Annotated in this window: 20 protein-coding genes; 13 read left to right on the forward strand and 7 right to left on the reverse strand. The window is 70.3% G+C overall.

Annotation, left to right across the window (positions count from 1 at the left end):
• The coding region (locus AC1DP0_RS04145) for an NAD-dependent succinate-semialdehyde dehydrogenase (RefSeq protein WP_478082617.1) at positions 1–1234 on the forward strand (1234 nt) is incomplete at its 5' end.
• 238 nt (positions 1235–1472) lie between these two features.
• Here AC1DP0_RS04145 and AC1DP0_RS04150 read toward each other — a convergent pair.
• Positions 1473–1820: a barstar family protein gene (locus AC1DP0_RS04150; protein WP_478082618.1), complete on the reverse strand. Its 348-nt coding sequence runs from the start codon at positions 1818–1820 to the stop codon at positions 1473–1475.
• Positions 1817–2275, reverse strand: coding sequence for a guanyl-specific ribonuclease (locus AC1DP0_RS04155; RefSeq protein ID WP_478082619.1), 459 nt, complete (start codon positions 2273–2275; stop codon positions 1817–1819). Before AC1DP0_RS04155 ends, AC1DP0_RS04150 begins: the two co-directional genes overlap by 4 nt.
• A gap of 136 nt (positions 2276–2411) precedes the next feature.
• Between AC1DP0_RS04155 and AC1DP0_RS04160 the strand changes: the two genes are divergently transcribed.
• The 8 genes from AC1DP0_RS04160 (at position 2412) to AC1DP0_RS04195 (ending at position 9000) form a co-directional block, all read left to right on the forward strand.
• The gene (locus AC1DP0_RS04160) at positions 2412–2933 is read left to right on the forward strand and encodes a pyridoxamine 5'-phosphate oxidase family protein (protein WP_478082620.1); all 522 of its coding nucleotides are present in this window, start codon (positions 2412–2414) and stop codon (positions 2931–2933) included.
• A 25-nt stretch (positions 2934–2958) separates the two neighbouring features.
• Entirely contained in the window at positions 2959–4158 is a 1200-nt protein-coding gene (gene dxr, locus AC1DP0_RS04165; RefSeq protein ID WP_478082621.1) for a 1-deoxy-D-xylulose-5-phosphate reductoisomerase, read from the forward strand.
• Positions 4159–4288: 130 nt separating this feature from the next.
• A complete protein-coding gene (locus AC1DP0_RS04170) occupies positions 4289–5635 on the forward strand; it encodes a M50 family metallopeptidase (RefSeq protein WP_478082622.1) in 1347 nt (448 codons plus the stop codon).
• Between the two features lie 57 nt (positions 5636–5692).
• Positions 5693–6853, forward strand: coding sequence for a flavodoxin-dependent (E)-4-hydroxy-3-methylbut-2-enyl-diphosphate synthase (gene ispG / locus AC1DP0_RS04175; RefSeq protein ID WP_478082623.1), 1161 nt, complete (start codon positions 5693–5695; stop codon positions 6851–6853).
• Position 6854: 1 nt separating this feature from the next.
• On the forward strand, positions 6855–7238 hold the full coding sequence (locus AC1DP0_RS04180; RefSeq protein ID WP_478082624.1) for a hypothetical protein: 384 nt from the start codon (positions 6855–6857) through the stop codon (positions 7236–7238).
• Positions 7235–7582, forward strand: a complete 348-nt coding sequence (locus AC1DP0_RS04185) for a nucleoside/nucleotide kinase family protein (protein WP_478082625.1) — start codon at positions 7235–7237, stop codon at positions 7580–7582. The genes AC1DP0_RS04180 and AC1DP0_RS04185 overlap by 4 nt, the downstream gene beginning before the upstream one ends.
• 136 nt (positions 7583–7718) lie before the next feature.
• The gene (locus tag AC1DP0_RS04190; RefSeq protein ID WP_478082626.1) at positions 7719–8564 is read left to right on the forward strand and encodes a GNAT family N-acetyltransferase; all 846 of its coding nucleotides are present in this window, start codon (positions 7719–7721) and stop codon (positions 8562–8564) included.
• A gap of 25 nt (positions 8565–8589) precedes the next feature.
• Complete coding sequence (locus AC1DP0_RS04195) at positions 8590–9000, forward strand: DoxX family protein (protein WP_478082627.1); 411 nt, start codon at positions 8590–8592, stop codon at positions 8998–9000.
• Positions 9001–9004: 4 nt separating this feature from the next.
• Here AC1DP0_RS04195 and AC1DP0_RS04200 read toward each other — a convergent pair whose 3' ends face one another.
• The 5 genes from AC1DP0_RS04200 to mmsA form a co-directional block, all read right to left on the reverse strand.
• Positions 9005–9853 carry a GNAT family N-acetyltransferase gene (locus tag AC1DP0_RS04200; protein ID WP_478082628.1) on the reverse strand — a complete coding sequence of 283 codons (849 nt, stop codon included), beginning with the start codon at positions 9851–9853 and terminating at the stop codon, positions 9005–9007.
• 103 nt (positions 9854–9956) lie between these two features.
• The gene (locus tag AC1DP0_RS04205; RefSeq protein WP_478082629.1) at positions 9957–10760 is read right to left on the reverse strand and encodes a methyltransferase domain-containing protein; all 804 of its coding nucleotides are present in this window, start codon (positions 10758–10760) and stop codon (positions 9957–9959) included.
• Positions 10761–10889: 129 nt separating this feature from the next.
• Positions 10890–11993 carry a substrate-binding domain-containing protein gene (locus tag AC1DP0_RS04210; RefSeq protein ID WP_478082630.1) on the reverse strand — a complete coding sequence of 368 codons (1104 nt, stop codon included), beginning with the start codon at positions 11991–11993 and terminating at the stop codon, positions 10890–10892.
• A gap of 94 nt (positions 11994–12087) precedes the next feature.
• Positions 12088–13386, reverse strand: coding sequence for a multiple monosaccharide ABC transporter permease (mmsB, locus tag AC1DP0_RS04215; protein WP_478082631.1), 1299 nt, complete (start codon positions 13384–13386; stop codon positions 12088–12090).
• A gap of 59 nt (positions 13387–13445) precedes the next feature.
• Entirely contained in the window at positions 13446–14987 is a 1542-nt protein-coding gene (gene mmsA / locus AC1DP0_RS04220; protein WP_478082636.1) for a multiple monosaccharide ABC transporter ATP-binding protein, read from the reverse strand.
• Between the two features lie 333 nt (positions 14988–15320).
• Here mmsA and AC1DP0_RS04225 point away from each other — a divergent pair, with 333 nt between their 5' ends.
• The 4 genes from AC1DP0_RS04225 to AC1DP0_RS04240 all read left to right on the forward strand — a co-directional run.
• Complete coding sequence (locus tag AC1DP0_RS04225; protein WP_478082632.1) at positions 15321–17099, forward strand: proline--tRNA ligase; 1779 nt, start codon at positions 15321–15323, stop codon at positions 17097–17099.
• Entirely contained in the window at positions 17096–17932 is an 837-nt protein-coding gene (locus AC1DP0_RS04230) for an HAD family hydrolase (RefSeq protein WP_478082633.1), read from the forward strand. Before AC1DP0_RS04225 ends, AC1DP0_RS04230 begins: the two co-directional genes overlap by 4 nt.
• Positions 17929–18711 (forward strand): TSUP family transporter, encoded by a 783-nt coding sequence (locus tag AC1DP0_RS04235; protein ID WP_478082634.1) that lies wholly within the window; start codon positions 17929–17931, stop codon positions 18709–18711. The genes AC1DP0_RS04230 and AC1DP0_RS04235 overlap by 4 nt, the downstream gene beginning before the upstream one ends.
• Positions 18712–18882: 171 nt before the next feature.
• Positions 18883–19444 (forward strand): SRPBCC family protein (locus AC1DP0_RS04240; protein WP_478082635.1); only part of this gene is annotated, 562 nt, incomplete at its 3' end.

Consider the following 19444-nt stretch of genomic DNA (forward strand, 5'->3'; position numbering starts at 1 on the left):
GCTGCGGGCGGCATACGAGAAGATCACCGAGCGTGCCGACGAGTTCGCGATGCTCATGACCCTCGAGATGGGCAAGACGCTCGCCGAGAGCCGCGGCGAGGTCGCCTACGGCGCCGAGTTCTTCCGGTGGTTCTCCGAGGAGGCCGTGCGCATCTCGGGGCGCTGGTCGACCGCTCCCAACGGCGCGACCCGGCTCATGACGATGAAGCAGCCCGTCGGCCCGACGCTGATGATCACCCCCTGGAACTTTCCGCTCGCGATGGGCACGCGCAAGATCGGGCCCGCCATCGCCGCCGGTTGCACCATGGTCGTCAAGCCGGCCAGCCAGACGCCGCTGACGATGCTCGCCCTCGCCGAGCTGCTCCGCGAGTGTGGGCTGCCCGACGGCGTCCTCAATGTCGTCATGACGACGCACGGCACCACCGGAGACGTCATGGAGCCGCTCATCCGCGACCCGCGTCTGCGCAAACTGACCTTCACCGGCTCGACCCCGGTCGGACGCTCGCTCATGGAGCAGGCCTCGCAGTGCATCCTGCGGGTCTCGATGGAGCTCGGCGGCAACGCACCGTTCCTCGTCTTCGAGGACGCCGACGTCGACCAGGCCGTCGAGGGCGCGATGCTCGCCAAGATGCGCAACATGGGCGAAGCGTGCACGGCCGCGAACCGCTTCTACGTCCACGAGTCGCTCGCCGACGAGTTCAGCGCCGGGCTGGCCCGACGGATGGGCGCGCTCACCCTCGGCAAGGGCACCAAGGACGGCGTCGACGTCGGCCCGCTCGTCGACGAGAAGGCCCGCGACAAGGTCTCGGCGCTGGTCGACGACGCCGTCGCCAAGGGTGCCAAGGTCCTCGTCGGCGGGTCCGCCCCCGAGGGCGACGGCTGGTTCTACAGCCCGACCGTGCTCGCCGACGTCCCGACCGACGCCGACATGGCCCGGGAGGAGATCTTCGGTCCCGTCGCGCCCGTCACGACGTTCCGCACCGACGCCGAAGCGATCCGCCTCGCCAACGACACCGAGTACGGCCTCGTCGCCTACCTCTTCACCAAGGACCTCTCGCGGGCGATCACGATGAGCGAGTCCCTCGAGTACGGCATGGTCGGCGTCAACCAGGGCATCGTCTCCAACCCGGCGGCTCCCTTCGGCGGCGTCAAGGCGTCCGGTGTCGGGCGCGAGGGCGGGTTCGAGGGCATCGACGAGTACCTCGAGACGAAGTACGTCGGAATCGCCCTCTGACGTCGGGACATTCACCGAACCGGCCCGGTGCGGGGGTGCGTTGCGGCCCTCGACCGCGTCACCAAGGCGACGGGACAGGCCCCGTTCGTGCTGCTCGACTACATCCAGAAGCTGCCGGTCGACCGCGCTGAGGGGACTTCGAGCACGGCCGCTTCCACACCGCGGGCCAGGAGATCGCCGAGCGGCTCACCGACGACCGCGTCTTCGTCTCCTGAGGTCTGACCGCACACTCGGCGGCCTACCGGGTCACGACGGTGATGTTGAGGTCGTCGCGCTCGTCGGCCACCTGCTCAAGGATCTCGACGACCGTGTCGAAGGCGCCGCGGTCGCGCTCGCGCAGGGCGGCCGCGTGGTCCCAGACGAGCTCGATCGGCACCCCTCGCTGGGCGTCGAGGTCGCGCAGGGCGTCCACGAGGGCATCCCAGTTGCGCCCGAACCAGTCAGGCAGCTCGAGGTCCGTCGCGAAGGCGTCGAGCACCCCCGCCTTGTCGTTGCCTCCGGAGACGATGCGCACGTCGTGACCCAGCCACCGCAGCTGCGCGATGTGGTCGTCGGGCTCGCTGTGCCTGCTGAGGAACGTCGTCACGTGCCCTCCTTGATCCGGCTGAACGACGCGTAGTGGTCGTCGGTCCAGTACTTCTCGCCGCTGCTGCCCGTGATGATGCGGCGGGCGCCGCGGTCCTCCGATCCCGGTGTCACGACGGTGAACTCGCGGTAGTAGCCGCGTGCGTGCCGTGGTAGCAGGCGTTCCCGGTTGTCGAAGACCTGGTTGTCGCTGTGCGGGTAGGGGAACGGTCCGCCGGCGCGGATCAGCGCCAACGTGTCCAGGGCCCGCGGGGGGAGTGCCGACTCGGCGACCCACGCGAGTCCGGAGTCGTGGTCGGTCCCCAGAGGGCCGGGCATGTAGCTGGCGCTGGCCGCCGCGCGCTGTCCGGCCGGGGTGGACGGGCCCTGCGTGGCGCGGACGACGACCCACGCGAGCGCGACGACGGCCACGGCGAGCACGCCGAGCAGGACCTGACGCGAGCCGAGCGACCTCACGCCCTCATCATGCCGGAGAAGGAGACGTCGCGGATTCTCCGAGGGCTCCGGTGCCCCGGGCGGCCTCCGGTCTCCACCGAGCGGGTGCCCGGCGACTTCTCCGTCGGGCGTCGGTCATCGGCGCTACCGTCGCAGGATGCGCGAGACACCGGACGAGACAGCCGCCCTCCAGGTTCTGCTCGACGCCTCTCACGCCCGGGCGACGGGTCACCTGCGCAGCATCATCGGCGACGACCGCACGCTCAGTGCCGAGCAGCTCGTCGCGCTGCTCACCGGCATGAAGGTGCTGTCGGTGGCGACCGTCACGGCGTCGGGGGAGCCGCGCATCAGCGCCCTCGACGGTCACTTCCTCCACGGCACCTGGACCTTCAGCACGTCCGGGACGTCGGCCAAGGCCAGGCACCTCGAGGCGAGGCCCGCGGTCAGCGTGGCCCACATCGACGGCGAGGAGCTCGCCCTCTTCGCCCACGGCTACGCCGAGCTCATGGAGCCGGGTCCGCAGCGCGACGCCGTGGAGGCGCACTGGACTGCGCACTACGGCAGCAGCCCCTGGACCTGGGGTGACGACATCCGGATGTACCGCCTGCGGATGACCTGGGCCGTCGCCTACGCCTTCCAGCGCGACGAGCTGCTCCGGGCGAGGGGAGTGACCGCCTGAGACGCACCTGCGCGAGAATGTCGGGGTGACTGACACCCCGACGCGCCCTCGCCGCATCGTCCTGCTCGGCTCGACCGGTTCGATCGGCACGCAGGCCCTCGATCTCGTGCACCGCAACCGCGACCGCTTCGAGGTCGTCGGTCTGTCGGCCGGCGCCAACGTCCAGCTCGTCGCCGAGCAGGCCGTGGCGCTGCGGGTCCCCGTCGTCGCCGTCGCGAACGGCACCGAGCAGGACGTGGCGCGAGCTATTGCGGGCGCGGCCGACGCAGCGGGCGTGACGGCATACGACCCCGAGCTGCTCGTCGGCCCGGGCGCGAGCACGACCCTCGCAGGGCGCGAGGCGGACGTCGTCGTCAACGGCATCACCGGCGCCATCGGGCTCGAGCCGACCCTCGCGGCGCTGCGCACCGGGACGACCCTGGCGCTCGCCAACAAGGAGTCGCTCATCATCGGCGGTCCGCTCGTCAAGGCGATCGCGGCGCCCGGCCAGATCGTGCCCGTCGACAGCGAGCACTCGGCGATCGCCCAGTGCCTCCGCGGCGGCCGCGCGGACGAGGTGCGCCGCCTCGTCGTCACCGCGAGCGGCGGTCCGTTCCGCGGTCGTTCGCGCGCCGAGCTGGCCGACGTGACGCCCGAGCAAGCGCTCGCGCACCCGAACTTCGCGATGGGCCGCGTCATCACGACGAACTCGGCCACCCTCGTCAACAAGGGGCTCGAGGTCATCGAGGCGCACCTCCTCTTCGACATCCCCTTCGGGCGCATCGACGTCGTCGTGCACCCGCAGCAGATGATCCACTCGATGGTCGAGTTCGTCGACGGCTCGACGATCGCCCAGGCCGGCCCCCCGCGGATGCTCGTGCCGATCGCGCTGGGGATGAGCTGGCCCGAGCGGATCGCCGACGCGGACGTGCCGGTCGACTGGACCAGGGCGCAGTCGTGGGACTTCGAGCCGCTCGACGACGAGGCCTTCCCAGCGGTCGCGCTGGCCCGTCGGGTGGGGGAGACCGGTGGCACCTGGCCAGCCGTCTACAACGCCGCCAACGAGGTCGCGGTCGATGCCTTCCACGAGGGCCGCATCGGCTTCGTCGACATCGTCGACATCGTGGCCGGGGTCGTGGACGCGTATGCCGCCGAGCCGGCCTCGCACGTCCGTGACCTGACGCTCGACGACGTCCTCGCCGCCGACACCTGGGCCCGCCAGGCTGCGGCCGCGCGCACCCCCTAGCGGTTCGAGGTATTTCCGAGACCTGAGGGCCTCGGAAACACCTCGAACCAGCCGTGAGGCCGCGCGCGGCACAGGGGCCGCATAGATACATCGAACCGGCTTCACAGGGACGGGGTGTGACAATGATGAGGTGCTGTTCTTCCTAGGGGTCCTGGTCGTCGTCGTCGGCGTGGCGCTCAGCATCGCCCTCCACGAGATCGGCCACCTCGTGCCGGCGAAGAGGTTCGGGGTCAAGGTGACCCAGTACATGGTCGGTTTCGGCCCGACGGTCTGGTCGCGACGCCGCGGCGAGACCGAGTACGGCATCAAGGCGATCCCGCTCGGTGGCTACGTCCGGATGATCGGGATGCTCCCGCCCCGCCCCGGTGACAAGCCCGGCGAGCTGCGCACCCTCTCGACCGGCCGGTTCAGCCAGATGGTCGACCAGGCCCGCGCCGACTCCATGGAGGAGGTCCAGCCGGGCGACGAGGACCGCGTCTTCTACAAGCTGCACCCCGCGAAGAAGGTCGTCGTCATGCTCGGCGGCCCGATCATGAACCTCGTGATCGCGGCGGTGCTCCTGACCGGCGTCATCACGATCTACGGCCTGCCGCAGGTCGCCCCCAAGGTCGGGCTCCTCTCGGCCTGCGTGCCGACGGCGGCGCCCACCCTCCAGGTGCCGCAGCCACAGTGCAAGCCGGGGGACCCTGTCGCGCCGGCCAAGGCTTCGGGACTGCAGGAACGCGACCGGATCGTCTCCGTCGACGGCCGGGCCGTGACCTCGTGGGACCAGGTCACGGCCGCGATCCGCGACAGCAAGGGCAAGACGATGGCGTGGGTCGTCCAGCGCGGGGACCAGCAGGTGCGGATCGCGATCACGCCCGCCGTCATCCCGCGCGCCACCTACGACGACCAGGGCAACCCGATCGCCAAGGACGGCAAGCTGGTCATGGCGTCGATGGGCTTCGCCGGCCTCACGCCCGGCCAGGAGCTCGTCCGGACGCCGATCGCCCAGGCGCCCAAGTTCGTCTGGGACCGCCTCGTCGACACGGCATCGATCATCGTCAAGATCCCGCAGAAGATGGCCGGCGTCGTGCAGGCCGCCTTCGGGTCCGAGGCGCGCGACCCCAACGGCCCCATCTCCGTCGTCGGCGTCGGGCGCATCGGCGGCGAGGTCGCCGCGCTCGACATCCCGGCCGACGAGGGCGGCAACTGGGTCAAGCTCGCCCAGCTGATCCTGCTCATCGCCTCGCTCAACCTCGCCCTCTTCGTCTTCAACCTCGTGCCGCTGCTCCCGCTCGACGGCGGCCACGTGGCGGGGGCGATCTGGGAGTCGATCAAGAAGGGCTGGGCGCGCCTGCGTCACCGCCCCGATCCCGGCTTCGTCGACGTCGCCAAGGGTCTCCCGATCGCCTACGGCATGAGCCTCGTCCTCATCACGATGTCGGTGCTGCTCATCTACGCCGACATCGTCAAGCCGATCAAGCTCTTCGGCTGACGCGGGTCGTTCGGGGGCGCTCGGGGCAGAGCCCCCGAGGGCGGTCATAATGGCGGGATGAGCGTCTCCCTCGGTATGCCGCCCCTGCCCCCGCCGGTCCTCGCCCCGCGGCGCCGGACCCGCCAGATCCAGGTCGGCAAGGTCGGGGTCGGGAGCGACTTCCCCGTGTCGGTGCAGTCGATGACGACGACGCCGACGACCGACATCAACGCGACGCTCCAGCAGATCGCCGAGCTGACGGCGTCGGGTTGCGACATCGTGCGGGTCGCGTGCCCCAGCCAGGACGACGCCGAAGCCCTGCCCGCGATCGCGCAGAAGAGCCAGATCCCGGTCATCGCCGACATCCACTTCCAGCCGAAGTACGTCTACGCCGCGATCGAGGCCGGCTGTGCGGCCGTGCGCGTCAACCCCGGCAACATCCGGCAGTTCGACGACCAGGTCAAGCAGATCGCGCGCGAGGCCAAGGACGCCGGCGTCTCCATCCGCATCGGCGTCAACGCCGGCAGCCTCGACAAGCGGATCATGGAGAAGTACGGCAAGGCGACCCCCGAGGCGCTCGTCGAGTCGGCCGTCTGGGAGGCGAGCCTCTTCGAGGAGCACGACTTCCACGACTTCAAGATCTCGGTCAAGCACAACGACCCCGTCGTCATGGTGCGCGCCTACGAGCTGCTCGCCGAGCGCGGCGACTGGCCGCTGCACCTCGGTGTGACCGAGGCCGGCCCCGCCTTCCAGGGCACCATCAAGTCGGCGACCGCCTTCGGCGCGCTGCTCTCGCGCGGCATCGGCGACACCATCCGCGTCTCCCTGTCGGCGCCGCCGGTCGAGGAGGTCAAGGTCGGCATCCAGATCCTGCAGAGCCTCAACCTGCGACCGCGCAAGCTCGAGATCGTCTCGTGCCCGTCGTGCGGGCGTGCCCAGGTCGACGTCTACACGCTCGCCGACCAGGTCACCGCCGGCCTCGAGGGGATGACCGTGCCGCTGCGCGTGGCCGTCATGGGCTGCGTCGTCAACGGTCCGGGCGAGGCCCGCGAGGCCGACCTCGGCGTCGCCTCGGGCAACGGCAAGGGCCAGATCTTCGTCAAGGGCGAGGTCATCAAGACCGTGCCCGAGGCGCAGATCGTCGAGACGCTCATCGAGGAGGCCATGCGCCTCGCCGAGGAGATGGGGGAGCCGATCGACGACGAGTCGGCCGGGTCCCCCAACGTCACCGTCAGCTGACGTGCGGACGCCCGTCACCTCGACGAGTGGAGCCGGGGAGGTGCCGCGCCCGAGCTCGCGAGGGCTTGGCACGTCGGTCCGGTGTGCCGTCCTGCGCGACCTCGCGGACCACATCGTCGCGCTCCGGCCGGGTGAGCGGGTCACCGTTGCCGTCGACGGCTTCGACGGCGCCGGCAAGACCGTGCTGGCCGACCAGCTCGCCGAGGTGATCGGCGCGGTGGACGGCTCGCGCCACGTGCTGCGCGTCTCGATCGACGGGTTCCACCGGCCGAAGGCTCAGCGCGTCGGCGGGGCCGTGGACCCGAGACCTTCTACGAGGACTCCTACGACTACGCCGCGTTCCGTCGGGCCGTCGTCGATCCGTTCCGACGAGGCGAGTCCGTGACGCCTGCCGTCAACGACGTGGACGCCGACAGGCCGGTGCGCCCGGACCCGGTCGCCGTCGTGGCGGACACCGTGCTGCTCGTCGACGGGATCTTCCTCCAGCGGCCCGAGCTGACCGACGTGTGGGACGCAGCCCTGTGGGTCGAGGTGCCGTTCGCCGTCTCCGTCCCGCGAGGGAATGCCCGGTTCGGCGACGGCCGTGATCCCGACCCGGAGGCCGAGTCCAACCGTCGCTACGTCGAGGGCCAGCGCCTCTACCTCGCCGCGACCGACCCGCGTGCCCGCGCCACGTGGGTGCTCGACAACACCGACCTCGACCGGCCGGTCCTGCACCYGGYCCCCTGACTCGATCGACAGAGCAGTTCGCCGCACGACGAACCTGCTCGTTCGATCAGGGTGGGGGCGGTCGGCGGGCGGGCTGTGACGCGTTCGTGGGGCGCGCCGGGGTGACACCCGGGCCGTGGGCAGGCAGTCTGGGGAGGTGCTCCGCCAACGCCTTCCCGTGCGACCCCTGTCCGGGGCCGACCACGACGCCGCCCTCGAGGTGTGCGCGCGTGACCGCGTGGCCAATGCCTTCGTGGCGGCGCGCATCGTCGAGGGTTCGCTCCGCAGCTCTCCCGGCTCACTCCTGGGTCACTGGAGCGACGGCGAGCTGCGTGGTCTCGCGTGGGTCAGCGCCAACGTCGTGCCGGTCGAGCTGGACCAGGACGGCGTGGCCGCCGTTGCGGCGCGGATCATCCGGATGCGCCGCCAGTGCGCCTCGATCTTCGGCCCCAGCGGGCAGGTCGTCGGCCTGTGGGACCGCCTCGGCCCGACGTGGGGCCCCGTCCGCGCCGTCCGCGCGCACCAGCCGTTGCTGACGACTCGCGAGATGCCGTCGAGCCTCGGCCTCCGGCTCGATCCCGACGTACGCCCGGCACGCCTCGACGAGGTCGACCTCGTGCTGCCGGCCGCCGCCAGCATGTTCACCGAGGAGATCGGCTACCCGCCGTACTTCGGCTCGGACCGCAGCTACCGGGCGAGCATCGCCGCGCTCATCCGGGCGGGCCACACGTTCGTCAGGGTCGAGGACGGCGAGGTCGTCTTCAAGGCGGACGTCGGCTCCCTCGCTCTCGGCTGCGCCCAGGTGCAGGGGGTGTGGCTRCACCCACGCCTGCGGGGACGGGGACTCTCGGTGCCGGCGATGGCAAGCGTCGTCGAGCAGGTGCTGTCGAGCATGGCCGACGAGGTCTCTCTCTACGTCAACGACTTCAACGCTGCCGCTCGCGCCACCTACGCTCGCTGCGGCTTCCACGAGGTCGGGGCCTTCACCACGGTCCTGCTCTAGCGCCCGACGCCCCTAGGGTGTGGTCATGAAGACCCTGACCAACGCACCGCTCGGCAAGGATGCCGCCGCCCTGGCCGGTCTCTTCCTCGCGTCGGGGACGATGCACTTCGTCAAGCCTGAGCCGTTCGAGGCGATGGTGCCGACCCGGCTGCCGTCGCGCAGGGCGTTGGTGTATGCGTCGGGCGCACTTGAGATCGCTTGTGCCGTAGGGCTTTCCCTTCCACGCACCCGCCGCGTCGCAGGTCTGGCCTCGGCTGCCCTGCTCGCCGCCGTCTTCCCGGCGAACGTCACGATGACGGGTCACGCAAAGCGCCGGTTCGATCGCGACCGGGAGGACCCGAAGAGGCAGGGCTATCTCGCGGCGACCGTGGCGCGGTTGCCGCTGCAGTGGCCGATGATCCGCACGGCACTGCGGGCCGGCGGCGTCCTGCGTTGAGACGTCAGCCGTCGAACCGGATGCTGATGCTGTCACCGAAGCGGCGGTAGCCCATCGCCTGGTAGATGGCGTTGGAGGTCGGGTTGGCCAGGTCGGTGTAGAGCATGCACGCCTCGCCCGCCTCGAGGCGCGCGGTGCTGAGCGCCGCGACGACCCCGCTCGCGTAGCCGTTTCCGCGCAGCTCCGGCGGGGTCCATACCCCGGAGATGCGCGTGACACCGCCGTTGGCGGGGGAGGCGCATGCCATCGACACCGGCCGTCCGTCGTCTTCCCAGAGTCCGACCAGACCGTCCGCGAGGTGGTGCGTCAGGGATGAGGCTGCGCGGCCGCCGCCCTCGATGGCGTCCACGAACTGCTGGTGCCACCGATACAGGAGCGGTGCGTCCGCGGCGGTGGCGACCCGGAAGGCGCCGCGGACCTCGAAAGGCAGACGTGGTCTGGTCGGCAGGTCGAAGCGGCCCACCTCCATGGCGACCGTCGACGTCGCGCCCGTGAGCGCGGCCCACTCGGCCGCGAAGGCCTCGGCCGCTGTTCGTTGCCCGCCCACACCGGGGAGCGCGCCGCCCCCATCGGCGAGCAGCGCGGCGAGGTCGCGCGCCTCATCAGGGGTGGCCAGCGCGATGTGCAGCGGGTGGGGCGGCGTGTGCATGAACGCGGCGACGATCTCACCCGACGCGTCCGCACCCGTCCACCAGCGCGGCTCGACGGAGCGGCTCGGGTCGGTGACGATGGCCTGCGTCACGCTCGCGACGACACTGAGCGCCTCCGGCTCGCGCGCCACGAGAGTCGCGAACCGCGCCTGCGCCTCGGCGGGGTCGTTGACGAGGGTGAAGGTGCAACAGGTGCGTGGCATGGGGCCACTCTGGCAAACCCGGGGCGCCGCTCGCCGAACCGGTTCCCACCCGACGCCACCCGACGCCATTCGACGCCACCCGACCCCACCGACCCCAGCCACTTCAGACGTGGGCGATCACCTCGGCGTGGGTCATCGCGAACCACGCGTCGGGGTGCGTCGACCACGCCTGCCAGTCAGCGCTGATGGCCGCCAGGTCGTCGGGCGTCACGAGCCCGCGCTCGAGCGCCTGCGTCGCGAAGGTCGACTCGAGCGCGCGGCGGGCCCAGGTACCACCCCACCACGCGCACTGCTCCGGTGTGGCGTAGGTCCACAGCGAGGCGGACGGCTCGAGTCGGGTCAGCCCCGCGGCGTGTGACCAGGCGACGAGGTGGCGCCCTGCATCGGGCTCGGCATGGTTGAGGCGAGCGAGGCGTCGGTAGACCCCGAGCCACCGGGTCATCCCTTCGGACGCCGGGTGCCACACCATCGAGGCGTAGTCGACGTCGCGCACCGCGACCAGACCACCGGGACGCGCCACCCGCGCCATCTCGCGAAGGGCGCCGACAGGGTCGGAGAGGTGCTGGAGCACCTGGTGGGCGTGGACGACGTCGAAGGACGCGTCGGCATACGGAAGCTCCCTGACGTCGGCCAGCTCGAACTGCGTGCGCTCGTCACCGCGGGCGGAGGCGTTGCGGCGTGCGTGCTCGAGCGGGCCCTCGACGTGCTCGACGCCGGTGACGGCCCCCCTCGGCCCGACCGCCTCGGCGAGGTCGAGCGTGATCGTGCCGGGCCCACAGCCCACGTCGAGCACGGTCAGCCCCTCGCGCAGGTGCGGGAGCAGGTAGGCGGCCGAGTCCGCCGCCGTTCGCGCGCCGTGCGACGCGAGGACGCTCTCGTGGTGGCCGTGGAGGTAGACGTCCGACATGGCGCGACGCTACGCCTCCTGCGCGTCGAGGGGGCGGCTGTCCGTCCGGCGACACCGACGCGGGGACGACGAAGGCCCGCCCCGGGCGGGGCGGGCCTTCACCTGGTGCGGTGACCGTGCCGTGTCAGCTCACTTGGTGAGCGGGGCCAGCGTCGGGTCGTTCGCGTAGGCCTGGGCCGCGTTCTCCTTGGTCACGATGACCGGCGGGAGGAGGTTGGCCGGGACGACCTTGACACCGTTGTTGTAGGACTTCGTGTCGTTGACGGTCGGCGTCTGCCCCTTCTGCAGGGCGGTGACCATGGCGATCGTCTCCTTGACGAGGTTGCGCGTGTCCTTGTTGATCGTGGAGTACTGCTCACCCGCCATGATCGACTTGACCGACTCGACCTCGGAGTCCTGACCGGTGACGACCGGGACCGGCTTGCCGGCAGCCTTCACCGACGTGATGATCGCGCGGGCCAGGGTGTCGTTGGGGGACAGGACGCCGTCGAGCGCCGCGCTCGTGTAGTTCGCCGCGAGAAGCGTGTCCATGCGCTTCTGCGCGTTCTCGGCCTTCCAGCCCTGCGTGACGACCTGGTTGAAGTCCTTCTGGCCGGACACGACCTTCAGGGTGCCGTCGTCGATCTTCGGCTTGAGCACCTTCATGGCGCCGTCGAAGAACACCTTGGCGTTCGCGTCGTCCGGCGAGCCGGCGAAGAGCTCGATGTTGTACGGGCCGTTGGCCTTCTTCTTGGCCATGCCGTCGAGCAGGGCCTGGCCCTGCAGCTCGCCGACCTTGAAGTTGTCGTAGGCGACGTAGTAGTCGACGGCGGGCGTGTTCTTCACGAGGCGGTCGTAGGCGATGACCGTGGCGCCGGCGTCCTTGGCGGCCTTGAGCTGGGACCCCAGCTGCGAACCGTCGATGGCACCGACGACGATGACCTTGGCGCCCTTGGTGACCATGGCCGAGATCTGGTTCTGCTGCTCCGAGACGCCACCGTTGGCGAACTGCACGTCGCCCTGGAAGCCGGCCGCGGACAGGCCGTCCTTGAACAGCTGCTCGGCGAGCACCCAGTTCTCCGACGTCTTCTGCGGCAGCGCGACGCCGATGACCGCGTTGGCGGGGAAGCCCGCGGCAGCGGATCCTCCGTTGGATGCGCCCGGCGTCGTGCCGGCGTCGCTGTTCCGACCGCAACCGGTCAGAACAAGGGCGGCCACAGCCGTGACGCCCAGCACCTTGGTGAAGGTACGCATGTGCTCTCTTTCCTCTCATCGCGTCCAGGCGGTACGCGGATCGTGCTCGGTCTCGGGCGGCGCCCTGACCGGGTCTCGCGGCCGAGCCGACGGCTCAGCTGGACTGGCGGATCGTCTCGCCCACCGGGGTGATCTCGGTGGCGGCGGACGGCGGTGGCGGGGCGGAGGTGTCGTCGTCGTCCCCACCGCGTCGGAAGTTCCGCGTCAGCATGCCGATGAGGGAGCCACGGCCCTGCGACTTGTTGTAGACGTCGAAGGCGACGGCGACGAGAAGCACGAGGCCCTTGATCATCTGGGTCGCGTCGGCGCCGATGCCCTTGAGCTGCAGGCCGTTGTTGAGCACGGCCATGACGAGGCCTCCGACGATGGAGCCGACCACGGTGCCGACACCACCGGTGACGGCAGCGCCGCCGATGAAGACGGCCGCGATGGCGTCGAGCTCCCAGCCGACACCGTCCGACGGGCCCGAAGCGGTCGAGCGGGCCACGAAGATCATGCCGGCGAGGGCCGCCAGGATCGACATGTTCATCATGACGAGGAAGTTGACCTTCTTGCTCTTCACGCCGGAGAGCTCGGCCGCGTGGCGGTTGCCACCGACGGCGTAGATGTGACGGCCGATGACGGTGCGGTTGGAGATGAAGCCGTAGACCAGGACGAGCACCGCGAGGATGATCCCGGCGACGGGGAACGACGTGCCCGCGCGACCCGAGCCGAAGAGCAGCGTCGCGCCGATGATCGCGGCGCAGATGAGCCCGAGGCGCACCCACATGATCCAGGCGTCCTCGACCTCGGCGCCGAGCTTGACCAGCGCACGGCGGCTGCGGACGGCGCCGACGACGATGCCGACGGCGAGCACCAGCCCGATGAGCACGGTCAGGTTGTTGTAGCCCGTGTTGGGTCCGACCTCGGGGAGGTAGCCGGCGCCGATGACCTCGAAGTCGTCCGGGACCGGCACCGAGTTGGACTTGCCGACGTACTGGTTGGCGCCGCGGAAGAGGAGCATGCCCGACAGCGTGACGATGAAGGCGGGGATCCCGACGTAGGCCACCCACACCCCGTGCCATGCACCGACGAGCGCCCCGAGGGCCAGCCCGAACAGGATGCCCATCCACCAGCTGAGTCCCCAGTCACGCATCGCGATGGCGACGCAGATCCCGACGAACGCTGCGACGGAGCCGACCGAGAGGTCGATGTGGCCGGCGATGATGACGAGCACCATGCCGATGGCGAGCACGAGGATGTAGGAGTTCTGCTGGAAGATGTTGATGACGTTGTCCGGCGTGAGCGTGAGCCCGCCGGTCCAGATCTGGAAGAAGATGATCAGCGCCACGAGGGCGAAGATCATGCCGAGCTGACGGGTGTCGCCACCGAAGATCTTCTTGACCTTGTCCATGGGTGCAGTCCTGGCTGTGTCGGGTGCGGGTGGGTGAGGGGTTGCGGCCGGCGTGCCGCTCACGCGCTCTCGCGCGTCGTCGCGGAGGAGCCGCCGTGGGTGCGTCGGGTCATGAGGCGCATCAGCGACTCCTGGTCCGCCTCCTCGCGGGAGAGCACACCGGTGACCGCGCCCTCGGCGATCGTGTAGATGCGGTCGGACAGGCCGATCAGCTCGGGCAGCTCGGAGGAGACGAGGATGACGCCCTTGCCCTCCGAGGCCATGCGCTGGATGATCCCGTAGATCTCGAACTTGGCGCCGACGTCGATCCCACGCGTCGGTTCGTCGAGGATGAGCAGGTCGGGCTCGGTGAAGAGCCACTTCGCGAGCACCACCTTCTGCTGGTTGCCGCCGGAGAGCTTGGCGACCCCCTCGTCGACGTTGGGGGCCTTGGTGCGCAAGGACTTCCGATAGGACTCGGCGAAGTTGTACTCCTCGCGCTCGTCGACGACGAAACCGCGGGTGATGCGCTGGAGCCGAGCCGAGACGGTCGTCCGCTTGATGTCGTCGAGGAGGTTGAGACCGAGCGTCTTGCGGTCCTCCGTGACGTACGCGAGGCCGGCGTCGATGGCGTCGGAGACCGACCGGAGCCGCACCTCGTGGCCGTCCTTGACGATGGTGCCCTCGACGTAGGTGCCGTAGGAGCGGCCGAAGAGACTGCGCATCAGCTCGGTCCGTCCGGCGCCCATGAGGCCGGCGAAGCCGACGATCTCGCCACGGCGGACGAAGAAGTCGCTGTGCTTGGCCACGAGGCGGTCCGCGACGCTCGGGTGGCGCACCGTCCAGTTCCTCACCTCGAAGAAGACCTCACCGATCTCGGGGGTGTGGTCGGGGAAGCGCGACTCGAGGTCGCGACCGACCATCCCGCGGATGATGCGGTTCTCGTCGACGCCGTCCTCCTTGACGCGCAGCGTCTCGATCGACTTGCCGTCGCGGATGATGGTGATGGAGTCAGCGATCTGCTCGATCTCGTTGAGCTTGTGGCTGATCATGATGCAGGTCACGCCCTTGGAGCGCAGACCGGCGATGAGGTCGAGCAGGTGCTGGGAGTCCCCCTCGTTGAGGGCGGCGGTCGGCTCGTCGAGGATGAGCAGCTTGACGTCCTTGGACAGCGCCTTGGCGATCTCGACGAGCTGCTGCTTGCCGACGCCGATGTCGCGGATCTTCGTGCCGGGCTCCTCGTCGAGGCCGACGCGGGCGAGCAGCTCGCGCGCCTTGGCCCGGGTGGCGAGCCAGTTGATGACGCCACCCTTGGCCGTCTCGTTGCCGAGGAAGATGTTCTCGGCGATCGACATCTCCGGGATGAGGGCGAGCTCCTGGTGGATGATGACGATGCCGGCGTGCTCGCTGTCGCGGATGTTGTTGAACTCGACGAGCCGGCCCTCGAAGTGGATCTCGCCGTCGTAGGTGCCCGCGGGGTGCACCCCGGACAGGACCTTCATCAGGGTGGACTTGCCGGCGCCGTTCTCCCCGCAGATCGCGTGGACCTCTCCCCGGCGCACCGCCATCGACACGTTCGAGAGGGCCTTGACGCCCGGGAACTCCTTGGTGATCTCGCGCATCTCGAGGATGATGCTGCCGGGCGGGCCGGCCGGATGTGCCGCGGCGCCCGTCGTGTCGGCACTCGATGATCCAGGAGCCGGGATGGAGGGGGTGCTCATCAGGTCGTCAACACTCCTTTGTGGTGTTCGTGAGGCGCACGCGCCCGTCCCGATTGTTCCGCACGGTTCGTGCTCAGGTGGCCGAACACCGCGTCGTGTGGTCACAAGGACGTCACGATCTCCGGACGAGGACCGGCCCGCCGTCAAGCCGGGTGCCGACAACGCCCCCCGGGGGGCCGATATCCTGCCTAGGTTCCGCCCCCGCCCCCGCGCCCAACCCACACGAGGAGACCCGTGGCCCTGCACATGTCGTCCCTGTTCCTGCGAACCCTTCGCGAGGACCCGGCGGACGCAGAGGTCCCGAGCCACCGCCTCCTCGTCCGCGCCGGCTACGTCCGCCGCGTCAGCCCGGGCGTCTACACGTGGCTGCCCCTCGGCCTGCGCGTGCTGCGCAACGTCGAGAGGATCGTCCGCGAGGAGATGGACGCCATCGGCGCCCAGGAGCTGCTCTTCCCCGCGCTGCTGCCCAAGGAGCCCTTCGAGGCGAGCGGCCGCTGGATCGAGTACGGCGACAACATCTTCCGGCTCCAGGACCGCAAGGGCGCCGACCACCTGCTCGGCCCGACCCACGAGGAGATGTTCACCCTCACGGTCAAGGACCTCTACAGCTCCTACAAGGACCTGCCGCTCTCGATCTACCAGATCCAGACGAAGTACCGCGACGAGGCGCGCCCCCGTGCGGGCGTGCTGCGCGGCCGCGAGTTCGTCATGAAGGACAGCTACTCCTTCGACATCGACGCTGCAGGGCTCGACAAGAGCTACCAGCTGCACCGTGAGGCCTACGTCCGCATCTTCGACCGGCTCGGCTTCCACTACGTCATCGTCGAGGCCATGGCGGGCGCCATGGGCGGCAGCAAGAGCGAGGAGTTCCTCGCCACGGCCGAGGTCGGTGAGGACACCTACGTCCACTGCACCAGCTGCGGGTATGCCGCGAACGTCGAGGCCGTCCGCGTGCCCGCGCCCGACCCCGTGGGCTGGGACGGCGTCCCCGCCGCGCACGCCGAGGACACCCCCGACACCCCGACCATCGAGACGCTCGTCGCCCACCTCAACGAGCGCTTCCCGCGCGAGGACCGTCCGTGGGTCGCCGGCGACACCCTCAAGAACGTCGTCGTGACCCTGGTGAACCCCGACGGCACGCGCGAGCCGCTCGCGATCGGCGTGCCCGGCGACCGCGAGGTCGACGAGAAGCGTCTGGGCGCCCAGGTCGAGCCGGCCGAGGTGGACGCCTTCACCGAGGCCGACTTCGCCGCCAACCCGGCGCTCGTCAAGGGCTACATCGGGCCCGGGGCGCTCGGGCTCGAGGGCACGAGCGGCATCCGCTACCTGCTCGACCCGCGCGTCGCCGAGGGCACCCGCTGGGTCACCGGTGCGAACGTCGTGGGACAGCACGTCATCGACCTCGTCGCGGGGCGCGACTTCACCGCCGACGGCACGATCGAGGCTGCCGAGGTGCGCGAGGGCGACCGCTGCCCGACGTGCGACCACACCCTGTCGACCGCCCGGGGCATCGAGATGGGTCACGTCTTCCAGCTCGGCACGAAGTACGCCGAGGCGCTCGACCTCAAGGTGCTCGACCAGAACGGCAAGCTCGTGACCGTCGTCATGGGCTCCTACGGCGTCGGCGTCTCGCGCGCCGTCGCCTGCGTCGTCGAGGGCAACCACGACGAGTCCGGCATCGTCTGGCCGCGCGAGCTCGCGCCCGCCGACGTCCACATCGTCGCCGCCGGCAAGGACGAGACGCTCTTCGTCAAGGCCGAGGAGATCGCCCGCGAGCTCGAGGTGCAGGGACTCACCGTCATCGTCGACGACCGCAGGGGCGTCAGCCCCGGCGTGAAGTTCAAGGACTCCGAGCTCATCGGCGTCCCGACGATCCTCGTCATCGGTCGTGGCCTCGCCGACGGGAAGGTCGAGATCAAGGACCGCCGGACGGGCGAGCGCCGAGAGGTCGCCGTCGACGACGCCGTGGCGGCGCTCACCGCCGAGGTCACCGCCGAGGTCGAGCGCTCGTGAGCGCACCAGGTCGACCCGTCCAGGCGGTGATCTTCGACTGGGGCGGCACGCTGACCCCCTGGCACGAGGTGGACGTGCCGCAGCAGTGGCGCGTCTACGCGCGCACGGTGCACGGGTTGGCCGTCGATGACCCGAACATGCCCCTGGACGAGCTCGCAGAAGCGGACTCGCTCGCCCTGCGCATCCACGAGGCGGAGGACCGGGCGTGGCGCCGGGGCCGCGAGAGCCACCAGAGCGCCTCGCTGGCCGCCATCCTGGCCGAGGCGGGCGTCGACCCTGAGCACGACCGGCACCACCTGGCGCTCGCGGCATACCAACGCTTCTGGGAGCCCCACACCCACACCGACCCGCAGGTGCGTCCGCTCTGGGAGACCTTGCAGCGCATGGACGTCCGTGTCGGAGTGCTGTCCAACACGATCTGGAGCCGCGCCTACCACCGCGAGGTGTTCGCGCGCGACGGGGTCCTCGACCTGCTCGACGCCGACGTCTACTCGTCCGAGATCCACGTCGTCAAGCCGCACCCGGACGCCTTCCGCCTGGCCTGCGACGCCGTGGGCGTGGCGCCCGAGCACAGCGTCTACGTCGGCGACCGCCTCTTCGAGGACGTCCACGGGCCACACCAGGTCGGGATGCGMGCCGTCCTCGTGCCGCACTCCGACATCCCGGCGGGCCAGCGCATGCCGGTCGACGCCGCCCCCGATGCCGTCGCCCACCAGCTGCTCGACGTGGTGGACATCGTCGCCCGCTGGAACGACGACACCGACGGCACCGGCACCGGCACCGGCGACGCCGACGACACCGACGATTCCGACCCGTACGGCGCCGGGGCGTGAGCGACCCGACCCTGACCACCCTGGCCTTCCTCGCGGCAGCAGCATTCGTCGCCGGCTGGATCGACGCCGTCGTCGGCGGGGGAGGCCTGGTGCAGCTGCCGGCCCTGCTGGTCGGGCTGCCGGGGGCGGCGCCGGCGCAGCTGCTCGCGACGAACAAGTTCGGCTCGATCTTCGGCACTGCCACGAGCTCGGTCACCTTCTACCGACGCGTGCGCCCCGACCTGCGCACGGCCCTGCCGATGGCGGCCGTCGCCTACGTCGGTTCGATCGGGGGAGCCCTCATCGGGCTGCACATCCCGAAGTCGGCGTTCAACCCGATCATCCTCGTGCTGCTCGTGCTCGTCGGGAGCTACACGCTCTTCAAGCCGGACCTCGGCAAGGAGTCCATCCGGCGGTTCCACGGCGCTCGGCACACCGTGCTCGCGATGCTGACCGGCTTCGTCATCGGGGGCTACGACGGCGCCCTCGGCCCCGGCACGGGCAGCTTCCTCGTCTTCGCCCTCGTCGGCCTGCTGGGCTACAACTTCCTCGAGGCGAGCGCCAAGGCCAAGATCGCGAACTTCGCGACGAACCTCGGCGCCCTCACGGTCTTCCTGCCCATGGGTCTCGTCCTCGTCAAGGTCGGGCTCGTCATCGCGTCGGCCAACCTTCTCGGCGGCTACGCGGGCGCCCGGACCGCCGTGGCGAAGGGGAGCGGCTTCGTGCGCGCGGTCTTCGTCGCGATCGTCAGTGCGTTCATCCTCAAGATCGGCGGCAGCCTCCTCGGGTGGTGGCCCTGACCCGACTGCCGAGCAACGGTCGGCGGGTCCACGCCGGGACCGTCCCTGGTGCGGGCACGTCCCGAAAGTCGGTCGGCGTCCGGTTGAGACGGCCGGCCGGTGGGCACGGGGACGCCACAGGCGGGGCGACAGCCACCGGTGCCGCCCCCTGTCGACCACGAAGGAGATGACATGACGACGCGAGTCACAAAGACCATTCTGGTGAACGTTCCTGTCAGCCGGGCCTACAACCAGTGGACGCAGTTCGAGGACTTCCCCCAGTTCATGGGCGGCGTCAAGAGCGTCACGCAGCTCAGCGACGAGCGCCTCGAGTGGGTGGCCGAGATCGCGGGCGTGCGCCGCGAGTGGCAGGCCCGTGTCCTCGAGCAGATCCCGGACCAGAAGGTCGCCTGGGCCGCCACCGAGGGTGCGACCAACGCGGGAGCCGTGACCTTCGAGGACCTGGGCGGCGGACAGACGTCCGTGACGCTCTTCCTCGAGTACGAGCCGGAGGGCCTGGTCGAGAAGGTGGGCGACAAGGTCGGCATCGTCGAGAACCAGGCCGGGAACGACCTCGAGCGCTTCAAGCAGTTCATCGAGTCCGAGGAGTACGCCACCGGTGCCTGGCGCGGTTCGGTCGAGCCCGGCGCTCGCGTCGGCACTCCCGGGGTCGAGGACGCAGCGGCATCCCGGGGTGATTCGGGCAAGGCGGGACCGTCGGGCAAGGCGGTCGCCGCCGGTGTGGGTGCTGCAG

It is taken from the genome of Terrabacter sp. P5_B1 (assembly GCF_056400505.1).